General features: G+C 52.9%; 19 protein-coding genes. 5 read left to right on the forward strand and 14 right to left on the reverse strand.

Annotated elements, in window-relative coordinates; genetic code table 11:
• Positions 1–366: 366 nt before the first annotated feature.
• Positions 367–2,505 (reverse strand): TonB-dependent receptor, encoded by a 2,139-nt coding sequence (locus tag YERSI8AC_RS17230; protein WP_159177198.1) that lies wholly within the window; start codon positions 2,503–2,505, stop codon positions 367–369.
• A 283-nt stretch (positions 2,506–2,788) separates the two neighbouring features.
• On the opposite strand from YERSI8AC_RS17230, the gene YERSI8AC_RS17235 reads away from it, so the two are divergent.
• Positions 2,789–3,625, forward strand: a complete 837-nt coding sequence (locus YERSI8AC_RS17235; protein ID WP_159177200.1) for an ABC transporter ATP-binding protein — start codon at positions 2,789–2,791, stop codon at positions 3,623–3,625.
• Positions 3,626–3,698: 73 nt separating this feature from the next.
• Here the strand turns inward: YERSI8AC_RS17235 and YERSI8AC_RS17240 are convergent, their stop codons facing one another.
• The 3 genes from YERSI8AC_RS17240 to YERSI8AC_RS17250 all read right to left on the reverse strand — a co-directional run bounded on the left by YERSI8AC_RS17240 (position 3,699) and on the right by YERSI8AC_RS17250 (position 7,496).
• Positions 3,699–3,884, reverse strand: coding sequence for a FitA-like ribbon-helix-helix domain-containing protein (locus tag YERSI8AC_RS17240; RefSeq protein WP_236557334.1), 186 nt, complete (start codon positions 3,882–3,884; stop codon positions 3,699–3,701).
• A 36-nt stretch (positions 3,885–3,920) separates the two neighbouring features.
• The gene (locus tag YERSI8AC_RS17245) at positions 3,921–5,264 is read right to left on the reverse strand and encodes a serine hydrolase domain-containing protein (RefSeq protein WP_159177202.1); all 1,344 of its coding nucleotides are present in this window, start codon (positions 5,262–5,264) and stop codon (positions 3,921–3,923) included.
• A gap of 168 nt (positions 5,265–5,432) precedes the next feature.
• Positions 5,433–7,496, reverse strand: a complete 2,064-nt coding sequence (locus tag YERSI8AC_RS17250) for a TonB-dependent siderophore receptor (RefSeq protein ID WP_159177204.1) — start codon at positions 7,494–7,496, stop codon at positions 5,433–5,435.
• Between the two features lie 218 nt (positions 7,497–7,714).
• Between YERSI8AC_RS17250 and YERSI8AC_RS17255 the strand changes: the two genes are divergently transcribed.
• Positions 7,715–7,981 carry a hypothetical protein gene (locus tag YERSI8AC_RS17255; RefSeq protein ID WP_236557335.1) on the forward strand — a complete coding sequence of 89 codons (267 nt, stop codon included), beginning with the start codon at positions 7,715–7,717 and terminating at the stop codon, positions 7,979–7,981.
• A 136-nt stretch (positions 7,982–8,117) separates the two neighbouring features.
• On the opposite strand, the gene YERSI8AC_RS17260 is transcribed toward YERSI8AC_RS17255, so the two are convergent.
• Genes YERSI8AC_RS17260 through YERSI8AC_RS17280 form a run of 5 tightly spaced genes read right to left on the reverse strand, consistent with a single transcriptional unit; the run spans position 8,118 to position 13,029 of the window.
• The gene (locus YERSI8AC_RS17260; protein ID WP_022522416.1) at positions 8,118–9,344 is read right to left on the reverse strand and encodes a metal-dependent hydrolase family protein; all 1,227 of its coding nucleotides are present in this window, start codon (positions 9,342–9,344) and stop codon (positions 8,118–8,120) included.
• A gap of 47 nt (positions 9,345–9,391) precedes the next feature.
• Entirely contained in the window at positions 9,392–10,699 is a 1,308-nt protein-coding gene (locus tag YERSI8AC_RS17265; protein ID WP_022522415.1) for a TRAP transporter large permease, read from the reverse strand.
• Positions 10,700–10,709: 10 nt separating this feature from the next.
• A complete protein-coding gene (locus YERSI8AC_RS17270; protein ID WP_022522414.1) occupies positions 10,710–11,210 on the reverse strand; it encodes a TRAP transporter small permease in 501 nt (166 codons plus the stop codon).
• Positions 11,207–11,836 (reverse strand): TetR/AcrR family transcriptional regulator, encoded by a 630-nt coding sequence (locus YERSI8AC_RS17275; protein WP_022522413.1) that lies wholly within the window; start codon positions 11,834–11,836, stop codon positions 11,207–11,209. The genes YERSI8AC_RS17270 and YERSI8AC_RS17275 overlap by 4 nt, the downstream gene beginning before the upstream one ends.
• 56 nt (positions 11,837–11,892) lie before the next feature.
• The gene (locus YERSI8AC_RS17280) at positions 11,893–13,029 is read right to left on the reverse strand and encodes a C4-dicarboxylate TRAP transporter substrate-binding protein (RefSeq protein ID WP_022522412.1); all 1,137 of its coding nucleotides are present in this window, start codon (positions 13,027–13,029) and stop codon (positions 11,893–11,895) included.
• 173 nt (positions 13,030–13,202) lie between these two features.
• Here YERSI8AC_RS17280 and YERSI8AC_RS17285 point away from each other — a divergent pair, with 173 nt between their 5' ends.
• The 3 genes from YERSI8AC_RS17285 (at position 13,203) to YERSI8AC_RS17295 (ending at position 17,025) form a co-directional block, all read left to right on the forward strand.
• On the forward strand, positions 13,203–13,925 hold the full coding sequence (locus tag YERSI8AC_RS17285; RefSeq protein ID WP_053857004.1) for an AzlC family ABC transporter permease: 723 nt from the start codon (positions 13,203–13,205) through the stop codon (positions 13,923–13,925).
• Entirely contained in the window at positions 13,922–14,233 is a 312-nt protein-coding gene (locus YERSI8AC_RS17290; RefSeq protein WP_022522410.1) for an AzlD family protein, read from the forward strand. The genes YERSI8AC_RS17285 and YERSI8AC_RS17290 overlap by 4 nt, the downstream gene beginning before the upstream one ends.
• A gap of 779 nt (positions 14,234–15,012) precedes the next feature.
• On the forward strand, positions 15,013–17,025 hold the full coding sequence (locus tag YERSI8AC_RS17295) for a sensor domain-containing diguanylate cyclase (RefSeq protein ID WP_159177206.1): 2,013 nt from the start codon (positions 15,013–15,015) through the stop codon (positions 17,023–17,025).
• Between the two features lie 156 nt (positions 17,026–17,181).
• On the opposite strand, the gene YERSI8AC_RS17300 is transcribed toward YERSI8AC_RS17295, so the two are convergent.
• From YERSI8AC_RS17300 to YERSI8AC_RS17320, 5 genes are all read right to left on the reverse strand, one after another.
• On the reverse strand, positions 17,182–17,598 hold the full coding sequence (locus YERSI8AC_RS17300; RefSeq protein WP_159177208.1) for a hypothetical protein: 417 nt from the start codon (positions 17,596–17,598) through the stop codon (positions 17,182–17,184).
• Between the two features lie 131 nt (positions 17,599–17,729).
• Positions 17,730–18,500 (reverse strand): copper resistance protein B, encoded by a 771-nt coding sequence (locus tag YERSI8AC_RS17305; protein WP_050713463.1) that lies wholly within the window; start codon positions 18,498–18,500, stop codon positions 17,730–17,732.
• Positions 18,501–18,509: 9 nt separating this feature from the next.
• The gene (locus YERSI8AC_RS17310; RefSeq protein WP_026001905.1) at positions 18,510–20,333 is read right to left on the reverse strand and encodes a copper resistance system multicopper oxidase; all 1,824 of its coding nucleotides are present in this window, start codon (positions 20,331–20,333) and stop codon (positions 18,510–18,512) included.
• 68 nt (positions 20,334–20,401) lie between these two features.
• Complete coding sequence (locus YERSI8AC_RS17315; RefSeq protein WP_236557337.1) at positions 20,402–21,736, reverse strand: sensor histidine kinase; 1,335 nt, start codon at positions 21,734–21,736, stop codon at positions 20,402–20,404.
• Positions 21,723–22,388: a response regulator transcription factor gene (locus YERSI8AC_RS17320; RefSeq protein ID WP_009288249.1), complete on the reverse strand. Its 666-nt coding sequence runs from the start codon at positions 22,386–22,388 to the stop codon at positions 21,723–21,725. Before YERSI8AC_RS17320 ends, YERSI8AC_RS17315 begins: the two co-directional genes overlap by 14 nt.
• Between the last annotated feature and the right edge of the window lie 9 nt (positions 22,389–22,397).

Consider the following 22,397-nt stretch of genomic DNA (forward strand, 5'->3'; position numbering starts at 1 on the left):
AATTCGCTCCCGACGAATTTGTCCGCTTATGCCTGTCGGATTCACGTCATGACGTTACGTGCAAGTATTGGGCTTTGGTGGTTCGTGCCACCTCACCCCGCCATACACTTCCTGTTCGACTAGGTGCCCCCCCTGAGCCAGCATTGAATCTCGAGCTGCCTTCGGACTTCCCCTCTAGGACACCCTTGTCGTCGGCTAGCACTTCCCCTTGCCGGGCGTGTCGGGGGAGGCTTTCACCCCCGAGTCATCCTGAGGCACCTCTCAGGAACAGCGCCAGTCAAGGCGCTGCGCGCCATGCCTGACGCACACGAAAAAAAGCGGCACCTCGGGTGCCGCCAAACAGTAACGAGCATAGAAAACGGCTGATTAGAAATCCAGCTGGTACCCCAGCGTGAAGGTGCGGCCACGCCCAGTGAAGTAGTACTCGTCGCTGATGCGTGCGGCTTGAGAGTAGTAAGTGAGGTAATCCTCATCGGTGAGGTTTTCGATACCCACTGACACCCTGCCGGTGGGCAGGCGATAGGCTAATGAAGCATCCACTAGGCCGTACCCGTCAAAATCCAGCTCAGGGTTATCGACGCTGCGATCGAAGTAGTAGCTACCCTGTAGACGCGTGGAGACACGCTCGTTCCAGGTAGCGCTCCAGCCCAGCTTGAGCGTATCCGGGGCGATATTGATACCGGTGAGTTTGGTATCTACGCTACCGTCGCCATCCTGATCCGACTTACCTTCGGTGTGGGCATAGGAGAGCGATAGATCGTGCTTGTCCGCCACCTGCATGTCGCCGGTAATCTCAACGCCCTGGATTTCGGTCTTCTCACGGCTGCCTACCCAGGTGCCATTCTGCTCGGTAAGCCGCTGGCCGTAATCCGAATTGGACTCATAGTAGCTAATCTCTAGCCCGTAGCCATCCCAGTCAAAACGCGCGCCGATTTCCCGGTTATCGGTAACAATCGGCTGAAGCTGCAGCAAGGTGTCCACATCCTGGCCCGCCGTGCCAATGCCGCGTAGCACCCGGCCCACATCGGGCATGCCAAAGCCTTCCGAATAGTTGGCGTACAGCTGGGCCCAGTCGGTGGCTTGATAGGTTAAGCCGACGTTATACAGCGTTTCATCGAAACTGGGCTTGCCACCGTCCACGGTGACGTTGTCTTGGGTGACATTGCTGCGATCAATCGTTTGGAAGGTATCCACCTCAAGCTCGGCATGCTCGTGACGCACCCCGGCATGCAGCGTGAGAGGATCCGCGAGCTTAAACTGGCCCTGCAGGAAAGGCGCCAAATTACGATAGCGGCTTTCCGGCACGTAGGTGCGCCCGGTATGCACCAGCATCTGGCTTGTTTCGTCTTTCAATACGTCCAAACCAACCGTCACACCCAAACGGTCATCCAGCATACCATCACGGTTCAAGGTGAATTTGGCGCCCATTTTGTCAGATTCATTCCGCGTTTGGTCATACTGGGTATCCCCTGCACTATCCAGATAAGGGAAAAATGGCGTAGTGGCAAAGCGTGCACGGAAGCGCTGACGATATACTTGGGCGTCCAGCTCGTTGCCAAACCAATCAGCGTGGGAGTAGGAAAGCCGAGCGGAGGTCACTTCATTAAATCCAGGCTCGCCGTCACGACGGCCTTTGCGTGCCGTGGTGGGAACACCTGCAGAGCGGTCTCCTGTTACCGGTACGTAGTCGTTGCCCTCTTCCAAATCGAAGTGATTCAGCGAGAACTCAACATTCTGGTTGTCGTCGATCCAGTAGCCGAGCTTGCCGAAAAGATCGTAGCTTTCCGAGTTTTGCAGCTCGCCTGGGTAGGCAATACCGACCACCTCATCGTTGCCATCGTAAAAAACCCCGCGCTCCTGACGCGTCGCTGCGGCAACGAAATCCCAGTCGCCTTGCTGGCCGCTAATGCGGTAGTCCAGCTTGTTGCCTAGCCCATCCGACTGGAGATCATCATCCATGGTCAGGCTAATGCCCGCGTGTTGGCTAATGCCCCCGCCTTCGGCACGCCGGGTCACCAGGTTGATCAAGCCCCCCGTAGCGCCTAAACCATGCTCGGCGCTGGCCCCGTGTATGACTTCAATACGCTCCACCATGGAAAGGTCAATGGTATAGCTATCCCGGGAGCTGTCCCGCAACGGGTTGGACTGCGGCACACCATCAATCAGAAAAAGCGCGTCGCGGCCGCGGAATGTTTCGCCCGCATTGGAGAGCTTTTGGCGACTGGGTGAGTAAGAGGGAATCAGATTGCTGAGCACCTGGCCCGGGTCATCGGTAATCGCTAGCTGCTGCTCGATCTGTTCGCGGCTGATGATCGTTACCCGCTGTGGCGTTTGACCTGCTTCGCTGTGGCTGCGGGTGGCGGTTACCACCATAGTAGAGTCGGCGTCATCGGCGTCGCTTTGAGCCTCTACAGATTCAGACACCTGCCCATAAGCGTGGCTGGCAGCCACCAAACCGGCGAGCGTTACCGTAGGCCAAAATACCCAGTGTTTCTTAATATACATCTATTTTTTATCCCCTTGCTTTTGAGTGAACCCTTGCTCTAAAAACAAATCTACATCTAAATGATAATAATTAATTTATGCGTATGATACTCAAAGATCTACTCAACTGGAACGCCTCGTTCACTATTACGACACGACTAGCCCACTCATTCATTTCTCCTTTCCTCCGTGAAGGCCACAGTTATGCGGCAAGTAATGATTTACTTACCCGTGGCAGATATTGAAAATGAGAATATTTTGGCTTACGGTTCTGCCTGCGTTAACAACCTCAATGAGCTCTGCCATGACACACCCTTCTCACCAGCTTCCTCGTTTGACAGGCGAAGGCCTGCACGCAGGCTACGACACTCGACGCGTGTTGGATGGTGTGGATATCGCCATTGCGGAAGGCAAGCTCACGGTGCTGTTGGGCCCCAACGGCAGTGGCAAGTCGACGCTGCTGAAAACGCTTGCCCGCACGCTCACACCGAGTGGCGGGCATGTGTATTTAGATGGCAAGGATATTCATCGCAGCAAGACGCGGGAGGTCGCCAAGCGCCTGGGGATTCTGCCCCAAGGCCCGGTAGCGCCTGAGGGGCTGAGCGTAAAGCAGTTAGTGGGGATGGGCCGTTTTCCACATCAGGGGTTGTGGCAAAAAAATGCTCAGCAAGACGCCGCTGCTATTCGTGAAGCCATGGCTTATACCCACGTGACAGAGTTTGCCGAACGCAATGTCGATGCGCTTTCCGGCGGCCAGCGCCAGCGCTGCTGGATTGCCATGGTGCTGGCCCAGCAAACCGACCTGATCCTGCTTGATGAACCTACGACCTTTCTGGATCTAAAGGTACAGGTGGATTTGCTGGAGCTACTTTCACGCCTGGCCCATGAAAAAGGCCGCACCCTGCTACTGGTGCTCCACGATCTAAACCTGGCCGCCGCCTACGCTGATCATTTAGTAATGATGTGCGATGGACGTATCGTCACCAGCGGCGCGCCTAGCGAGGTCTTTACCACGACCAATCTCAAGCGCGTCTTTGACCTTGATGCCCATGTGCTCAACGACCCTGAAAGCGGCAGCCCGATTTGCGTGCTGCGGAAACGCAGCCAATCCATTGCGAAAACGGAAACAGTTGTGCAATAACGCTGCGGATCATAAAAGTATAAGCCACCTTACGCAGGAGGAGGCGATAGCTAGTTGACACGTTTTGGCAACGCTAATCCAGCCCGCCCTCAGTGGCAAAACGCTGATGAATACGACTTCCCAACCCACCCTTTTGCGGCTTTACTAGCGTATTGCGAAGAATATCTTCTTCCATAGAGAGCCCCTGGCTCGCCGCCTGAATGCGGAGCTGCGCTTTGAGGTCACCCTCTAAATTATGCACCGTAATAGTCACCATCATTTAATTACCCCACAAAGAAAAACTGGCAACTCTAGCCTACGGTGCATTCTCCAACAAATACTCAGCCACTGCTTGATAAGCTGGGAGCGAGGAGGGGTCGTTAGCAGCATTGCCTGCCACCGGGTGAGAGGCAAAGCGCACTATTACCATCTCCGCGGTGGGGTCGATATATATCGTTTGCCCATGCACGCCGCGGGCAGCGAAAGCACCATGATCATTATGTAGTGACCACCACATGCCACGGTAGCTGCCGCCGGGTAAAGTGCGGTAGCCTGCAGCGGAAAACGCTTGCCTGTTGCCCCCTTGACGAATGCGCTTTACCGCGGCAGCGGGAAAGAGCCGTTCGCCATTTATAACGCCTTCATTCAGCACCAACTGCCCTACTCTAGCCATATCTCTTAGGCCTGCACTTAAGCCACCACCAGCAAAGGGTGTTCCGATGGAGTCAACGGTAAAGTAGCCATCCTGCTCGGCGCCTATACGTTGCCAAATTCGCGACGACAGTAACGACGTCACCGACTCGCCCGTGGTGCGCGCAATTACCCAACCGAGCGCATCGGTATTGATTGTTTTGTAGCCAAACACCTGACCATGCTCACCTTCCGGCTGCACGGTGGCTAAATACTCATAGTAAGTGCGTGGCCCAGAGTAGCCTTCTGGCTTAGGAAGTGGGCTTGCCGCTGCGTTGTACGCCCATATTTCCGCACTGGGGTCGCTGTAATCTTCGCTATAGGCAAGGCCTGTAGTCATTTCTAACAGCTGCTGCACGGTGGCATTGCCAAAAGCGCTATTGGCCAGCTCTGGCAATATATCGCCGACGAGCGCCTCTTCATCCAACGCTCCTTCCGCTACCAGTATTTCCCCCAACAGGCCGGTCATCGACTTAGTCACCGACATTGCCCCATGCTGGCCCGCCTCATCTAAACAGCCTGCATAGTACTCATACACCACTTGCCCCTGATGCAGAATCAGCAAGCCATCGGTGTAATTCTCGTTCAAGGATGCCTGCCATGACATGGGTTCACTGCCGTCAAGCGGGGTAAACATCACATCATTGATAGCGTCATCCAGCGCGTAGGTAAGCGGCGAAGGTGATCCCAACCCACGGCTTACCTGTTTAGTGGGCAGCAATTCGCGGAAGTGGCACACCGTCCAGCGCATTTTAGGAAAGCTAAAGTAATTGGAGTCAGGTTGGCCAATTACCCGTTCAGAAACAGGCGGAAATCCCTGCATCCAACCCAAACGGTTGGGGTCTGACTCCTCGGCGCTTAACATGCCACTGTCATGTGTATGCGCGACGGCGGAGGAAGCCCAACCAACTAGTATCGCGTGCAGCGCAAGCGGAAAAACACTGTTAAATCGACGGATTAAACGTGGCATAACTGACTCCTGAGTTAGCTGTTCTGCATAGAAGAAGAGCAGTCAGCGTCCTCAGTATAGCTAGAAACACACGATACCGTACCTAGATATACCTCAAGCCCCTAAGACATAACCCAGATGCGCAAACGCCCGACCTATATGACCGGGCGTTGTGGTTTGCACTGGGCCTTACCAACTATATTTCACGCTGCCAATCACACTGCGGGATTCACCGTAGTAGCACCAGTATTCACAGCTGGCCACGTACTCTTTATCGGTGAGGTTGTTGACGTTGACCTGGGCCTGCCAGCCGTCAGCAAACTCATAGCCCACCATGGCATCAACCAGAGTGTAGCTATCCACGGCTGTGTTGTCGGCGACGCTAGTATCAACGGTGCTGCCCACATAACGTACACCGCCACCTAGCGTCACACCATTTAACGCGCCGCCGGTGAAGGCGTAATCCAACCATGTAGAAGCCTGGTGGCGCGGGATTAACGGCGCACGCTCATCGCCTTCTAGGCGAGCGTCGGTGTAGGTGTAAGCCGCGGTGACTTTTAACGCATCGGTAATATAACCAACACCTTCCAGCTCAAAGCCTTGAGAGGTACGCTTACCCTCTTGTACCTGGAAGCCTGCTGGAGAGGTCACTAGAGTATTGGTCTCTTCCAAATCAAAAACCGCCGCCGTTACATAGCCATCCCAGTCGAACGGCGCCAACTTAGCGCCTATTTCCCACTGACGACCTTCACGGGGATCATACAGGTCGCCCGCATCGTCAACTCGGCCCACTGGATCAAATGACTCGGTGTAGCTAACGTAAGGATTAACGCCGTTATCACCCAGGTACATCGCGCCACCTGACCAAGACACTTGATCGTCATCTGAGCGCTGAGTGGTTCCTGCGGTTTGATTACGGTTATCAGTTTCCGCTTGGTCGTAGCGTACGCCGCCCAGCAGCACCCAGCGGTCATCAATACGCAGCTGGTTTTGGGCATACAGACCGGTCTGCTCTTTATCGATTTCCCGAGTTAGCAGATCTTCTTCTGCAATCGGCGTAAAGTTGCCGTAGGTTGGGTTAAAGATATCAATCGGCTCGCCGAACGCATAGTCATCCCCTTCCTGGCCACTAAGGCTCAAGTTTTGATAATCAACACCCAGCAGCAGCGTATTCTCGGTGCGATCACCGTACCAAGTACCCACCATGCGGTTATCAACCGTCCAGCTATCAATGGAACCATCGCGATAAACCAATCCACGGGATGCGCGTCGATCATCTACCATGGAAAGTGCGTAGGTGCTGCGCAGCTCTAAGTCCAGTTCGCTGTAGCGCAGGTCTTGCTCAAACGACCAGGTATCGTTAATAGCGTGGCGAAGCTCATAACCAAGCCCCCACTGAGTGCGTTTATCCTGATCGTATCCAGGTTCGCTCAAGTTGGTCTGTGGGTCTATGCGGCCAAAGGGGGTGTTTTCCACAGTGCCATAGGGCAGCTTAAAGCCATTAACGGGAACGCCATCATCTTTTTGCACGCTGGCTAAAAAGGTAACGGTAGTATCTTCACTAAGATCAACCGCCAGGCTCGGCGCAAAATAGTAGCGTTCGTTATCCGTGGCGTTTAAATCGCCGTCGCGCTCTTTGTATAATCCCACCAAGCGATAGCGCACATCCTCTGATTCTCCCAGCGGCCCGCTGGTATCGATGCCGACTTGGCGGTGGTTGCGGTTGCCGAGCTGTAAATTAACCTCCCCTTGAGGAGTCTCAGTCGGACGCTTACTGACCGCATTGATCAAGCCCCCAGGAGGTGCCTCACCGTATAGAATCGATGAAGGCCCTTTAAATACCTCGATACGCTCCAACCCATAAGGCTCGGGTAGCCACTGATAAAACCCTTCGCGGTAGATTCGCAGACCATCTTGGTAAGTCGATTGATCAAAACCGCGCACCTTGAGCCAATCGGTATTGTTATCGCTACCGTAATGGCCCGACAACACGCCCGCACGATAGCGGAACGTTTCATCTAGCTGTTGGACGTTACGGGCTTCCAGTTCTTCACGGTCAACGCTTGAGACCGGACGTGGCGTCTCTACTAGCGGGGTATCGACTTTCAGCGCCGTGGCGGTAACCACCACAGTATCGTTGGAAGTGGTTTCTTCCTGAGCATAGGCAGATGCACAAAAGAGCGCCGCAGTGACGGGGATCAGTGCGGAAATTGAGCGCGCCAAAGGATGACGGGCAAACGGCAGACGAGGCATGATAGAGTCTCAGTTGGAATTAGGAGCAAAGAGGAAGCAGAGAAATAAGAATCATGATAATCGTTGTTATTAGCATTCATGATAGCGCTTTTGAATAGTTGCTTTCAATGGCCTAATGCGGGGATTTTCAACGCTGACTGAGGGCGATACCAACATACGTACTCTGCTCGTTCCCGCTGCCAATTAACTGCTTGTTGGGCTGCCGGAAGTCGAGCGAAATGCCTTTAGGGCTGCCTGCGATACCATTAGAGCTTGGCTTTGGCGAAGTACTGCTACAGCCCACAGAGGCGTTTACCCACATCTACTTTCCCATCGATAGCTTCATGTCACTGATTGTCGTCATCGATACTGCAAGCGGCTGGAAATCGCGATGGCTGCTGATGACTCAGGATCGCGCTGGAACTGATCAGTTGCATCTAAATCGAGGCACTCCTGCGAGTGCTATAACGATGATTGCGCGTTATACGCCAAAATGTTACCGGTGATATAAAGAAAGGAAGCGTAACGCTTGATCAAGCATTTAATAAGCCCCCTTCCTCTGTAACGCCAACGGGCTAGGTAAAGAGGCCATTGGCTGGCCTCTTCATTACGCAGCGTTTTATTAAGCAGCATTAAGCCTGACTACAGAACATTTTTGTAAGCTACTCCCCCTTTCATAATTAGCATGAGCTGCTCATCGGGCTGAGTAAGAACATTAATATCGTCCAAAGGATTGTCTTTAAGCACGATTACGTCTCCCCTTGCGCCTGGGATAATCTCGCCAAAATCACCTGTGTGGCCATAGGCATCGGCAGCGTGGCTAGTCGCTGCCCGAATCAGTTCATCGGTGGGCACAACGTCTTTACGCAAATTAAACTCATTAAGCTGGTGGCGCTGCATCCGGCCCAGCAAATCGGAACCGTATAACATCTTAACGCCGAAACGTTGGGCCATTTCTAATGCCTTACCACCAGCATCCAAGACATCATAAACCTTGCGTTGTAGGTGCTCGGCCATGCCCGCTTCAACGCCCTCCTTCGCTAAGGCATCGTAAGTGCAGAGAGTTGGCGTTAGGTAAGCGTCGTACTCAAGGAATAGCCGACAGCTCTCCTCGTCCATAAGGTTGCCATGCTCAATGGTCTTGACGCCTCTGGGGATAAGCCGGTTGATAGCGCGCGCCGTATAGGCATGTGCCATGGTGTGAATATTGGCGGCAGTGGCTTCTTCCACAATGGCGTCAATTTCCTCAAGCGAAAACTGAGTGCTGTCGATACGGTCGGTCGGTGAAGAGACGCCGCCAGACGCCATAATCTTAATCTGGGTGGCCCCCTTTCTGATCTCATCCCGGGCGGCCCGGCGTACTTCACTAACACCGTCACAAACACGACCTAGACCCGCGCAGCAGAAGCAGCCTTCAAAGGTTTGCTGACCTGGGCCACGCATATCGGCATGGCCACCTGTCTGAGAGAGTGCATTCCCTGCGTACATGATGCGCGGGCCGACCAGAGCGCCTTCATCGACAGCCTTGGCGAGCCCGTAATCTGCACCGCCAGCATCGCGCACGGTCGTGAATCCGCGCATCAACATAGCTTCCAGCAGCTCGCTTGATTTGGCACCGACATAGAAAGGCGAAAGCGTCTCAAGCAGAGCAAAATTGGGTGTAATTGCCGTGACGTGTACATGCGAATCAACCAGACCGGGCATCAGGAAGTGGCCTTGAATATCGATGACGTGATCATCACTGCCCTCTAGCGGCGAATCGCTCACATCGACGATACGGCCATCCTGAATACGCACCTGCTGGTTGGCGAGTACTTTTCCGTTGCGCGTGTCGATAACGTTGGCATTTATAAAGCGTGTCGTTGTCATGAGTATTCCTTGTGAGTGTTCTTGTGAGAGTTCTTGTGAGAGTGGCGTTAAAACATCTTTTGCGGAAGGTAAAGCGAAAGCGCTGGAATCAGCACGATTAGCAATAGGGCAACAATATCCATAACGATGAACCAGGCGACGCCCTTAAAGACTTCAGACAGTGTGACGCTATTGCCCAAGGCACCTTTGATGACATACACATTGAGCCCGATAGGCGGAGTGACCAACCCCACTTCAAGCAGCTTTACGACGATGATGCCGAACCAGATCAAGTTGAGGTCTGCGCCTTCCACTAAGGGCAGAATTAACGGCAGAGTGAGGAGCAGTAAGCCTATGGAGTCGATAAACATACCCAGCACAAGATAGATCACTGCCACCGCGAGAATGATCCACCAGGTCTCGGTACTGACGCCGAGGATTATTTCGGAGAAAGCAGCGGGCACGCCACTCATGGCTAGAAAGCGGGTGAAAAACAGCGACCCGATGAGAATAATAAAGATGCTTGCCGTGCTCACCGCCGTGCGGATCAGTGCTTCCCGAATGGCTGAAAAGGTTAGCGTGCGACGTGCCAAGGCAATCAGAGCGGCAATGGAGGTACCCACCGCCCCCGCTTCGGTAGGTGAGAAAACACCCAGAAAAATCCCGCCAAGAACTGAGCCGATCAGCAGCGGCAACGGCCAGATATGCTTAAAGGCGTCCCACTTCTCGTCCCAGCTAGAGCGTACATCGGTGTTGCCCGCCAAGCTGGGGTTAAGCTTGGTTCGCACCATAATCATGGCGATATAAAGTAGTGCTGAAAGCACACCGGGAATGAATCCCGCCATAAACAGTTGACCCACTGACACCTGGGCATAAACACCATAGAGCACCAGCAACACGCTTGGGGGAATCAGCGAGCCGAGTGTTCCAGAGGCGGCGACGGTACCGGTGGCCAACCCCTTGTCGTAGTTATGCTTGAGCATTTCGGGCACGGCAATCCGCGACATGGCCGCCGATGTTGCGACGCTAGAACCGGAGGCCGCAGCAAAGAAAGCAGAGGCCATAACACTGGAAACGGCCAGGCCGCCTGGCAAGCGCGCCAGATAAAGGCGCATGGCATGAAACAGACCTTGGGTCATATTGGTGCTGGTACACAAATAGCCCATAAACAGGAACATAGGTGCCGCAGTCAGTTCCCAGGTACCTGCAAAGTCAAACGGAGTGGCCGAAATCATGCCCCAGGCCACACGCATGCTGGTCATTTCACCAATGCCAATGATCGAAACCAACCCCAGCGCAACGCCGATTGGTACGCGCAGGGCGATCAGGGCCAAGGCGATGGCAATGCCTGCCACGCCTATCTCGATATTACTCATTAGGAAGCTCCTACAGGGCTTGGCGTTGTTGCAGCGCCTTAATCATGTTGGCGAGGATGGCCAGGCACATAGCTGCAAAGCCAACCGGTAACGCCCAGCGGCTGGGCCATAAATAGAAGGTAAAATTAGCCATGGCCGTTTCCATTCGAACCGTAGCGCGTACGGCATCTAGATAGCTCTGGTAGCAGAGCATGCCGAAATAGAGGAGCCCAAGGGTGCTGGCAAATAGATAAAGCGTTAGTTGGGCAATAGGCGGAAGCCTTCCCACCAGCACATCCACGCTGATGTGTTCCCGCTGAAGCTCCACATAGGCGAGGGGCAGAAAGACGACGGCGACCATGTAGTAAAAAGACACAAACTCCAGGGTGCCGGTAAATGACTTTCCGAATAAGTAGCGCAGCCCAACATCGAGTGAGACATGCAGTGCCATAAGCACCAGAAAGAGGGCCGCCAGCACCATGGCACTTTTGGCGACCCACTGGCTCAGTGATTCGACGTGTTTGGCCATCATGCGGGCTCACTCCTCTGCGCATCCGGGGCAGAAAAGCCCAGTTCTAACAGGGTCTCTTTCCAGAACAGCAGCATGTCGCGGTAGAGTTCTGGGTCATCTCGCCAGATGCTTTGTGCCCCCATACCCCGCATCATGCACAAGGTGGCATTCAGGGCGACGCGATTCTGATGTGACGTGTGCTTGGCGCTGGCAACCAGTTGCTCCCAAATCTGCTCCAAAGAGTCATTGAAATTGGCTGCCAGCGGCACTAACACTTTCATTATGTCGGGGTCGGTACGCGCGTTAGTGAGGTATTCGAGGGTCACCATATAAAGGTCACCCTTGAAGTGCTCATGCAATGCTTTCAGTAAGTTGTCAAAGTTAAGCTCGCCTGCTTTAACCTTCACGGCCATCTCTCTTACGCTTTCGACTTCGCGACTCAGCAAGTCCTCAAGCGCCGCCTGCATCAATAATGTCTTAGAAGGATAGTGGTGAACTAAAGCGCCACGGGAAACGCCCGCCAGACGTGCGACATCCACAGTTGAAGTGGCACGAATGCCCTTCTCGAGAATGCACTCGATAGTCGCTTGCGTCACCCGAGCCTGGGTTTGGCGTGAGCGTTCTTCTTGATTCTGTCGCTTCGTCATAGCGAACCCTTATTTGGCCTAGGCCGCCTCAATGCGGCGGCCTCAGTGTTGCAGCGTTAATAGATTCCGTAGTCAGCAGGAAGCTTGTTGTAGATCTCTTCCATGGCCAGTTCGGCCAGAGCCTCTTCGTCTTCGCGATCAACCTCGCTGATTAAGGCATCCCACTTTTCGTAGGTCGCGATAAAATCATCAATCAGCGCCTCTGGGTCTTCAACGCCGTACTCATCACGAGCCTTATCGTAGACATTGGCCAAGGCCTCATCGCGGAAAGCCTCCACGGAAGCCATCAGATCATCTTCGGGCTCGTAGATATTGTTGCCGTGGGAGGCGGCTTCTTCCAGTGCGGCTTCAGAAGCGCCCAGATACTGGACAATCATGCGGGTCATTGCCTTGGCAGTCGCTTCTTTGAAGACATCACGTTCCTCATCGTTGAGGCTAGCCCAGAAGCCCGAATTGAAGCCCCACTGAGGGCCAGACCAATACATGCCGGTAGGCAGCAACGTGGTGTGCTCGGCAACCTCCCACAATGACCGGTCAATCAAGTCGTTAGCCGCATTAGAGGCGCAGTCCAACGAGCCACGATCGAGGCCGCTATACATCTCACTGGAAGGCACATTGACGGGCGTTCCCCCGGCTTGCTCGACCCAGGCAGAAACAGTCGAGCCAGCCGTTCGAATACGCTTACCGCGTAGCTCTTCCAGATTGCGGACTGGTTCGCGGCAGAACAGCACATAGGAAGGCGTGTTATAGGCGCCCAGGTAGACAATATCCAGCTCCTCCCACTCGGCTAGCTGAGTGGGATTATTAAGGCTGAAGTCTGTCACCGCCAGTATGCCAATCAGCGGGTCATCATAGTTAAACCCCAACTCCTGCACGGCATTCGCGACCGGCATTTCAGAAGGCGTGTAGATAGCCGCATGGTGAGCAACCTGAACCACGTTATCCTGGATACCCTGCAGGTTAGCCCGTGGTGCCAGCAGTACGGTGCCGGTATAAACCTCGGGTTGCAGTTCACCGTTCGAGAGCTCCTTGACCATTTCGGCCCACTCTATGTAACCGTAGCGGGAATGGGGGTGTTGTTGGTCGTAGAACGAATTGGCAATAAAGGATGTTGCGGCATAGGCTGAAGAAGCAACGACAGGCAAGACCAGCGCTCCAACGGCGAGTGTCAGCGTATTACGAGTGAAGTTCATATAGTTTCCCGGGCCGATTTAATCGGCTGTTTTATCTGTTGTATTGTTTCATCTTGTTGGCACGTCACCAGCTGTGGCGCGTGTTCATAATTCAATCTAGACTTCAAATAATAAAAAAACAAGCAGGTCTGTTTGTTTTTGATATGACCTGTTTCACTTAGAACGGTTAAGCAATGAAAATAAAAGAAAATCCTACTCGGCTGGATATCACGGGCACCTGGCGAGGGATCCGCATGATGCTGCCTTTGGCGGTTTTTACCATCGCGTTTGGATTGGCGTTTGGCGTAGCCGCCGTGCACCAAGGGTTGGCCGGCTGGGAAGCGATGCTAATGAGCCTGTTTGTCTTCGCGGCTCCATCGCAATTTGCTGCCCTAGAGATGTGGCATTCGCCTCTGCCACTGCTTGCTCTGGCAGCGGTCACACTCGCGATTCATACCCGGCATATGCTAATGAGTGCGGCGCTCTATCCCTGGCTCAAGGCGTTACCTCAACGCCAGCAATTCGCTATGGTGATTCTGCTAACCGACTCCAACTGGGCAATGGCGCTGGGAGAGTATCAACGCGGTGAGCGAAACCTGGGCATTCTTCTAGGTGGCGGGATCGCGCTGTGGGGCGCCTGGGTCGGGGGCACTGCGATAGGGCTAGCCTTCGGTGGAGGCATTACCGAACCTGAACGCTTCGGCCTTGATGTGATCATGCTGTGCTTTCTGTTGATGATCGTTGTAGGTGGAAACCCAAGAGCGGCAATGGCCCTACCCTGGCTGGCAGCAGCGGCGAGTGCATTAATGGCGTACTGGTGGTTGCCGCCTTACCTACATGTGATGGTGGGTGCCATTACTGGTGGCGTGGTGGCCGTATTATTACCCGGGCGCTGGTTAAGGGAAAGCGCCTCATGAGCTCATCACCCGTGTGGCAGCCGTTGATAGCTATCATGCTAATGGTGGTAATTGCTTATGGCTCCAGAGTGCTGGGGCTGCTAATCATGTCGCGTGTGCCGCTAAGTCCACGCGTGCGGCGATTCGTCGATGCCATGTCTAGCTCAGTCCTGATTGCCGTTATTACGCCTATCATCGTGCATGGTGACGGCGGCGTTCGGCTCGCGGCCATTGCCGCTGGCACGGTGGCGGTAGTATTGAGAAGCCCGCTGGTATCGATTGCCATGGGTATGCTTTGCGCTGCGGGTTGGCGCTGGTGGGTTGGGTAATATTGGGGGACTTGAAAGTTTTAGACGTGCGCAGGGCGTAACTAGAATCAGATATACAGCAGCTCCAGGGACTAATTACTCCCTGCTTTTGAAATAGGTAAATATAGAAATGGTGGGCCCAGTAGGACTTGAACCTACGACCAAGGGATTATGAGTGCAACCAAACAAACTTTGGGATCGCGCCTGCAATGCGGAAACAAAGGTTTTTCAATGAGTTAAGTTTTCCATGGTTTACATTACCCACATGGTTTTCACCCTGTTAGCAGCCAAATGACAACCAGGCGGCAACCAATTGACAACCAAATTACCACCGCTGCAGCAAGACGAGGGTGACTACATAGCAGGCTGCATAAAGCGGCTTAGACAGTGAATCAGGGAACAACCTGATAAGCGCACCATTGGAAAAGCAGGCTTCTGCGCTCAGCCCTACCTTCCGTCAGCAGACGTTGAGCCAATTCGTTCACTGTTTGTAAAGCTTCATTCCATGTAGCGGGCTCATCATGATAAACCAGTGAGCCAATAAAACGCTCGTAGCGATACGGATGGATGGGGTTGGTCTTTAAGCACCCGAGGCCATAGAGCAGCTTAACTGCTGGGCTAGTGACAAATTGTGTATGCTGGTTGCCGGACGGAGCCACTGCCCAGCGCGTAGCGGCTCCGTTCCTCTTTTGTTACGTATATTTCATTCAGCACTTTTGCAACTGTTATGATGACTACACTTTTTCCGAAAGGTAGGTGAGGCGCAACAGCGTTGATACCTCGCCCACCAGGTACAGTTCATGACATTGATATCTAATAAAAATGCTTCTTCCAAGCATCGCCCCCAACACTCGTTCATACGCTTGATCATGTTTCCCTTTGCTACTTTGCGTGGGCGCTTGGTCGTTGGTGCCGTAGTGCTGTGGAGCTTGCTTTGTCTTGTCATCTTAACGTTCGGTTGGCAGGCAGGTAAGTACCTGGTTAATGAGACTAATCACCAGCATCTGCGTTATGAGACAGAGCTCATCAGTAACTCGATCACCCTTCAGGTGAATGAGCGGCTCAGAGAACTTGAACGCTTGGCCGAGAGGGTTCCGCTGCCTAGAGAAGGGGCTCTATTTGAACAGCATGGTCACAAGTTGGAACCTCTCTTCGAAGCGCTAATACTCTTTGATACGAGTAGCCAAGTCGTTGATGAATGGCCTATCGACGGAGGACGCCGTGGCAACAATTTCGCCGACCGGGAATATGCTCGATTCATGAGCGCTTTTAAAACGCCTTATGTCAGTGAACCTCTCATGGGTCGCATCACTAACACGCCGTTGGTGCTCATGCTAGTTCCTCTTCGTGACGATGAGGGACACTACACAGGTTTCTTAGGTGGGTTAGTTAACCTCAAGCAAAGCCAGCTATTTAGAAACTTTGACCTACTTCGATTAGGTGCAGGTGGCTATGTGACGATTACGACAGCGTCTGGTCAACGCATCTACGACCCTTACCAAACAGACGCCATCGTGACATTACCTAGCACCATTTCACCTGTCTTAGCACAGGCGCTGGATGGCTGGGAAGGTGAGAGTCATGAGCGCTCACTATCCGGAGAAGATCAACTGGTTGCCTATCGACAAATTTGGCCTGCGAATTGGATTGTCGGTGTGCATCTGCCACAAGTGCAAGCTGAAGCACCTCTTATTGCGGGTATGAAGAAAATTACCACCTACGTATGGGGCATACTCATCTTTATTTTGCCTCTTATCTGGATATTGATTTGGATGGCGTTGCGACCTCTAACGCATCTTGCTCGGCAGATACTGGAGCTACGAAGTGGTTTCCGCCCTGTATTGGATATTCCGACCACGATGAAAGAACTTCGCCGTGTCGTTGATGTGATTAACGTGACGGAACTTGCTCGCCAGGGGGTCTTACGTGACTTAGCCGAACGTGAAGCTTTATTGAGAGGTACGTTGTCTGCGTCTCCACAAGGCATGTTTGTAACGGATCAGCGTGGCCGATTGACGTTTATCAACGATGCGTTACTTCAGCTTCTAGGCGATGATACTCCTCGAAGCATGCAAGCCTGGAGCCGCCGGATTCACCGTGATGACCGCCGAGATGTCAGAACAGCGTGGTTGCGCAGCCTTGTAAAACAAACGAATTTTGCGCGTCAATTTCGCTTTATAAGCGCCAATGAAGGCGTGCTCTGGCTAGATGTGAGTACCGCGGCTGTACGTGTTGAAGGGCATTTTATCGGGACTGTCGGCACAGTGCTCGATATCACTCAGCACCAACAAGACTATGCTCAAAAACGCTGGGAAGCAGAGCATGACTCTCTAACCGGTTTGCTCAATCGTCGCGGTCTGACGAGGCACCTCGAAGAGTTGCTTATTCAGTGGCAAGGCTCGGAAAAACCAACCGCGGTCATGCTTTTCGATTTAGATCACTTTAAGCCAGTCAACGATCAAGGGGGGCACGCTCTAGGCGACCAAATGCTTCAACAGATTGCGCGTATCGTACAGAGCGAAATTCGCAGTAGCGATTATGCCGCTCGACAAGGGGGAGATGAATTTGCCGTATTGCTACCGGGCTGTACTCCAGCACGTGCACTCACCATTGCCGAGTCTCTGCGTGCAAGCATCGCGGATAGCTCGATTGAGGCGCAAGGACGCCAATGGCAAGTGACCGCTAGTATAGGGGTCAGTCATTTCCATCAAGGTGACAAGACAATCGACGACATTCTTAGTCGTGCCGATACGGCCAGCTATCGGGCAAAGAAAAGTGGACGTAATAAGGTTGAAGGAGATGCCGATGGCTAGCCGAAAATCACTTTACCAAGCTGACACTTAGTTACTTTCGTCCAACTTAGGCCCTTAATGTATATCAAAGGCTCTTAGATTTGATATTCGCCTTACAGATTAAATAAAAGGGCCAGCATGAAGGCTGGCCCTATATTTTAAATCATTGACTATATATTAATAGTCAACATGTAACTCATAGCGGTTATTGTCCTTTTCTTTAGTACCTCCCAATGCATTACCTGTTACTTCAAGCTGATAATTACCTGGCTGCAATTGGCGAACCATTTCAAAATGGCCACGGGGGCTGGATGCTTCTGCCACCTGCTGTCCAGCTGCATTGTAAAGCACAGCAGAGATACGGTTACCAGTGCTGGTTGCGCCTGGGAAGTGCTCACTTGCTATCTTCAGCGTAGTCGCTTGTTGAATGTTAATATTGAAACGCTTTGATTGGCCTTGGGCCAGCAATTGTGTAGAAGAGACGCCTCTTTCAAGTAGTGGCAGATCTTGGATGATCGTCCCATAGTTAGCCAATGCAGGCGTTGAAAGAATGCTAGCTACAAGCGCTCCAAAGAGAATTGATTTAACTTTCATGATAACTACTCCAGTGGTTGGTTACATGGTTATATTAGCTGGGGTTTTTGAAATGAAGCTGAATATAAAAATAAAAATAATAAAAAACGCCACCATTTGGTGACGTTAAAAGTTACACACTGCCAGAGTCGTTAGAACATTAGTTTAACACCGGCAACAACTCCAGTATCTTCAGTGTTGTCGCCACTGGCTCGGGAGAGATCTGCAGTGTCGCCGTATTCTTTCTCCCAATAGGCACCGATGTAGGGGGCGAAGCGTCGGGTCACTTCGTAGCCTAGCCGTAGGCCAGCACGAACCGAGTTAAGGCCTTCGCCCACGCCAAATTCTTCAACTTCACTGGCGGCCACGGCAATTTCGGTGCGCGGCTGTAGGTAGAGCCGCTGAGTCAGGCGCAGATCGTATTCGCCTTCAAAACTGGCGGCCACGTCGCCATCTTCACTCACTTGTAATGCCACGTCGGTTTCAATGCCGTAGGGCATTACGCCTTGCAGGCCGACAACCCCATAGGTGCGTTCAGCGTGATCATCGGAGAAAACACCGCCTTGATAACCGATCCCCCCCTGTAACTCCCAAAAATCAGCCACTAAACGACTATAGAGTAGTTCCAAAGACTCAAACTCAGCATCTTCGCCGTCGCCCTGGACATTTTCGCCTTCTGACTTTAGGTAAATGCGGTTGATATCGCCGCCGTACCAGCCTTGAAAGTCCCATACCACGGCTTCTGGGCCTTTATCAGGCACGCTATATTCGAGCCGATCAAACAGTGCCATACCCATATTATGTTCCTCAGTGGGCGCTGGCCAACTGTCTGGTGCCGCATAGCCATCTTCGGCTTGAGCGGTCGTGGCGGCGGCCATGCCAAGGGCGGCGCTGGCGAGGGTTAAGTAGCGCTTAATTTTCATACTGCCTCCTTAAGAAACTTGAACAACGCGGAACATGCCAGCATCCATGTGATAGAGAAGGTGGCAGTGGAACGCCCAACTGCCCTCTGCATCTGCGGTGATCAACGCAGATACGCGCTCACCGGGCTTCACATTTAGGGTGTGTTTGCGTGGTATCAATTCCCCTTGGCCGTTTTCTAGCTCCATCCACATACCGTGGAGGTGAATAGGATGCTCCATCATGGTGTCGTTAATCAGAATTAGGCGCAGCCGCTCATCTTTCTCAAAATGAATAGGGCCGGTCACTTCGCTAAACTTCTTACCGTCGAACGACCACATATAACGCTCCATATTGCCGGTCAGGTGCAGCTCAAGCTCACGGCCTGGCTCACGGCGATCAGGCCATGGTGTGAACGCTTTGAGATCCCGGTAAACCAATACGCGTCGTTCGTCAGGATCAATGCCGATTCCCGCCTGGTTATAGCGAGAGCCCGGCTGAGCTTCACCGGCGAGAAGCAAACCATTTGCGCCTATTTTGGCCTGCTCGGCTGCCATCCCCCCCATAGTAGAGTGATCCATGCCTTGCATGTTGGACATACCGGAGTGATCCATCCCAGCCATGCTGGAATGATCCATCCCCGACATGTTGGACATGCCAGAGTGATCCATCCCCGCCATGTTGGAGTGATCCATACCGCCCATACCGTGGGCACCCATGGCTTCCATACCGCGGTCTGCAATTTGACGGCGTTCAGGAATCTCCGCCTGCATGCCTTCACGTGGAGCTAGCGTGGCGCGTGCATAGCCGCTCCGATCCATGGCTTCGGCGAAGATGGTGTATGCCCGGTCGTCTTCAGGTGAAACCAGCACATCGTAGGTTTCAGCCACGCCAATACGGAACTCATCAACAGGAACGGGTTGCACCGGTTGTCCATCAGCGGCCACCACGGTCATCTTCAGGCCAGGTATACGAACATCGAAAAAAGACATGGCTGAGCCGTTAATCACGCGTAGTCGTATCCGCTCACCAGCTTTGAACAAGGCATTCCAGTTTTCTTGAGGAGAATAGCCGTTGAGAAGATAAGTATAAGTACTACCGGTGACATCGGCGATATCCCGCGAACTCATGCGCATTTGAGCCCACATACCGCGCATTTCAGCGGTCTGAGCAAAACCGTTGTTACGAACATCGGCAAAGAAGTCAGCAATCGTGCGCTCTTGGAAGTTGTAATAGCCTTCCATGGTTTTCAGATTACGGAACACCGACATCGGGTCTTCAAAAGTCCAGTCGGTGAGCAGTAACACATGCTCACGGTCGTAACGGATAGGCTCACGCTCGGCAGCGTCGATAATTAATGGCCCTGCATGGCCAAGCTGCTCCTGCATACCGGAATGACTGTGGTACCAGTAGGTACCGTTCTGACGGACGGGAAAACGGTAGGTAAAGGTTTCACCAGGGGCGATACCTGCAAAGCTAACGCCAGGCACACCATCCATTTCCGGCGGTAGAATGAGACCATGCCAGTGGATGGAGGTGGGCTCGTCCAGCAGGTTGGTGACACGCAGTACTGCGTCTTGACCTTCTTTCAAACGAATCAGCGGGCCAGGACTGGTACCGTTAATGGTAATTGGTTGGGCTTCTTGTCCGTCAATAGGCAACGATTCACGGCGGATCGCCAGCGATACCTCGGGCCCTTCTTCAACGCCCTGAGCATAGACGTTGGTACGGCCCCAGGGGTTTGCCCAGGCGGGAGTTAACCCCATTGCCGCAGCAGAACCTAAGCCTAAGGCAGCGCCTCCTTTTAACACTTGCCGACGAGAAAGAGGGTGAGAAATGATACTTGAGCGTGCCATGTGTAACTCCCATCAATGGTGAATAGCACCATCTTGATGGAAGAAGCTGAATCAAAGCTGAATGATGATTAATTGACCACTTCAGCCGTCAAGGGCAAAGCAATCGTCACTCGTAAACCACCCAGTGGGCTTCGTTCAAACTGAGAGTGACCTGAGTAGCGGACGATTAACTGTGCAAGAATCGAAAGGCCTAAGCCGTAGCCAGGACGGCGCTCATCCAGTCGTGTACCACGCTCTCCCAGGCGTGAAAGTTCCTCTTCTGCAACGCCCTGACCATCATCATCAATAGTTAGCGTAAGTGCAGTTACAGTGACTGCAATATCGCAAAGAACGCGCCTGCTCGACCATTTTCCTGCGTTATCAAGCACGATGCCTAATATTTCTGAAAAATCGTGAGATTCAATGGGAACTTGTTCTTCCTCACGTGCTGAGTGAGTCAGGTCGAACATACGCTCAGGATAGAGGCTACGGAACATCTCAATCAGCCGTAAGCTATCACGAGTAACGTTGGCCATTCGTCCCACATTAGGGCCTGCAATACGTGAACGACGCAGCTCCGCATCCAACTGGGCGTTAATGTCTTCAATACGGCTGAGTAGTTTATGGCGCCGGTTGTCATCAATAGGCCGGTTGCCACGCAGTACTTGAGTAACGGCTGCCAGCGGTGTTTTTAATGCGTGTGATAGGTTGGCGACCGATTCTCGCGAGCGCTTCAGACGAAGATCAATGTCGTCCATGAACCAGTTCAACTGGTCGACTAATTCATCTAGCTCCGAAGGGGCTACTAATGACAAGCGATCACGTTTGCCTGATCGCAATGCTTCAAGTTGTTGGCGCAGTTGCCAGAGTGGTATGAGTCCACGGTTAACCGCTAGCATGTTGAGTATGATGAGCATCCCTAAAAGCACGGCGGCGATCCCACCGACCCACCAGTGTAAAGTTGCAAGCCCTGATTCTACTTGGGAAAAATCCTCGCCCACCAATAGCACACCCTGCGTGCCCTGCCACTCAAAATGGCGGCGATAGACGAGCATGTGCTGTGTTCCGCGATTCACATCTATTAGGGCATCGCCGCTCTCATCTAGCAACGGAGCCAGCTGTTGCTGCCATTGCGGGTCAGAAGCGCTGACCGAGCCATTGAAACGGAGTACGTAGAGATGATGAAAGACTTGATAGCCTTGGCTAACCGAGTCGAGCGCAGTCGGTACAGCCGTTTGGTCTTGCTCTAGCTGCGCGACCGCGTGGTTTGCTTCACGTTGTAAGCGTTCACCTAAAAAATCCCTTGCCAGGCTCTGTAAAAAGATCCCGTGCAATAGCCACGTGGTGACCACCACCAGTAGCGCGACGCCGCCTAACCATGCGAGTAGCCGAATGCGTAAACTGCGTCTATCAATGTGAAGCAAAGAAATACCCCTGACCACGGCGCGTTTGAATGACTGATTTACCGAGATAACGGCGCAGACGAGCGATGTAGACTTCCACCAAGTTAGGTGCGGCAGCGTCCTGATCCAAGGCGTAGAGCTGCTCTAGTAGCTGATCTTTCGAGTGAATACGGTCTGGATGAAGCATTAAGTAGCGCAGTAATCGAAACTCCGTTGCTGTTAGCGAACGCCACGTTTCTCCTTCTAAGCACACGCGTTGACCCGCCTCATCCAACGAGACACCGTTAAGCGTAATCACATGAGATAACTGACCAGACTGCCTACGCAACAAGGCCTTCAGGCGAGCCATAAGTTCGGCTTCGTGGAAAGGCTTGGTGAGATAGTCATCGGCTCCGGTTTCAAGTCCGATAACTTTATCTTCCCAGGTATCGCGCGCCGTCAAAATCAAAATAGGCGTACTGCGCTTCTGCTTGCGCCAATGAGCGAGAAGATCTAACCCCGACCCATCGGGCAAACCGACATCTAAAATAGCCAGCTCATAATCCTCGGTTGCCATCAGCGACTTGGCCGCTTTCAATGAAGCGGCCAAATCAACCAGGTAACCGTTGTCCTTGAGACTCTCTGCCAAGCTTTCTGCTAACAAATCATCATCTTCGAGTAGCAACAGTTTCATGGGTCTGCG

Origin of the sequence: Halomonas sp. 113 (genome assembly GCF_904067645.1) — a bacterium.
In the GTDB taxonomy this organism is placed as follows: domain Bacteria; phylum Pseudomonadota; class Gammaproteobacteria; order Pseudomonadales; family Halomonadaceae; genus Vreelandella; species Vreelandella titanicae.

Bases quoted from the DNA above. Each gene is read 5' to 3' on its own strand.
- YERSI8AC_RS17230 (WP_159177198.1), bottom strand. From the start codon at position 2,505: ATGTATATTAAGAAACACTGGGTATTTTGGCCTACGGTAACGCTCGCC.
- YERSI8AC_RS17235 (WP_159177200.1), top strand. From the start codon at position 2,789: ATGACACACCCTTCTCACCAGCTTCCTCGTTTGACAGGCGAAGGCCTG.
- YERSI8AC_RS17240 (WP_236557334.1), bottom strand. From the start codon at position 3,884: ATGATGGTGACTATTACGGTGCATAATTTAGAGGGTGACCTCAAAGCG.
- YERSI8AC_RS17245 (WP_159177202.1), bottom strand. From the start codon at position 5,264: ATGCCACGTTTAATCCGTCGATTTAACAGTGTTTTTCCGCTTGCGCTG.
- YERSI8AC_RS17250 (WP_159177204.1), bottom strand. From the start codon at position 7,496: ATGCCTCGTCTGCCGTTTGCCCGTCATCCTTTGGCGCGCTCAATTTCC.
- YERSI8AC_RS17255 (WP_236557335.1), top strand. From the start codon at position 7,715: ATGCCTTTAGGGCTGCCTGCGATACCATTAGAGCTTGGCTTTGGCGAA.
- YERSI8AC_RS17260 (WP_022522416.1), bottom strand. From the start codon at position 9,344: ATGACAACGACACGCTTTATAAATGCCAACGTTATCGACACGCGCAAC.
- YERSI8AC_RS17265 (WP_022522415.1), bottom strand. From the start codon at position 10,699: ATGAGTAATATCGAGATAGGCGTGGCAGGCATTGCCATCGCCTTGGCC.
- YERSI8AC_RS17270 (WP_022522414.1), bottom strand. From the start codon at position 11,210: ATGATGGCCAAACACGTCGAATCACTGAGCCAGTGGGTCGCCAAAAGT.
- YERSI8AC_RS17275 (WP_022522413.1), bottom strand. From the start codon at position 11,836: ATGACGAAGCGACAGAATCAAGAAGAACGCTCACGCCAAACCCAGGCT.
- YERSI8AC_RS17280 (WP_022522412.1), bottom strand. From the start codon at position 13,029: ATGAACTTCACTCGTAATACGCTGACACTCGCCGTTGGAGCGCTGGTC.
- YERSI8AC_RS17285 (WP_053857004.1), top strand. From the start codon at position 13,203: ATGAAAATAAAAGAAAATCCTACTCGGCTGGATATCACGGGCACCTGG.
- YERSI8AC_RS17290 (WP_022522410.1), top strand. From the start codon at position 13,922: ATGAGCTCATCACCCGTGTGGCAGCCGTTGATAGCTATCATGCTAATG.
- YERSI8AC_RS17295 (WP_159177206.1), top strand. From the start codon at position 15,013: ATGACATTGATATCTAATAAAAATGCTTCTTCCAAGCATCGCCCCCAA.
- YERSI8AC_RS17300 (WP_159177208.1), bottom strand. From the start codon at position 17,598: ATGAAAGTTAAATCAATTCTCTTTGGAGCGCTTGTAGCTAGCATTCTT.
- YERSI8AC_RS17305 (WP_050713463.1), bottom strand. From the start codon at position 18,500: ATGAAAATTAAGCGCTACTTAACCCTCGCCAGCGCCGCCCTTGGCATG.
- YERSI8AC_RS17310 (WP_026001905.1), bottom strand. From the start codon at position 20,333: ATGGCACGCTCAAGTATCATTTCTCACCCTCTTTCTCGTCGGCAAGTG.
- YERSI8AC_RS17320 (WP_009288249.1), bottom strand. From the start codon at position 22,388: ATGAAACTGTTGCTACTCGAAGATGATGATTTGTTAGCAGAAAGCTTG.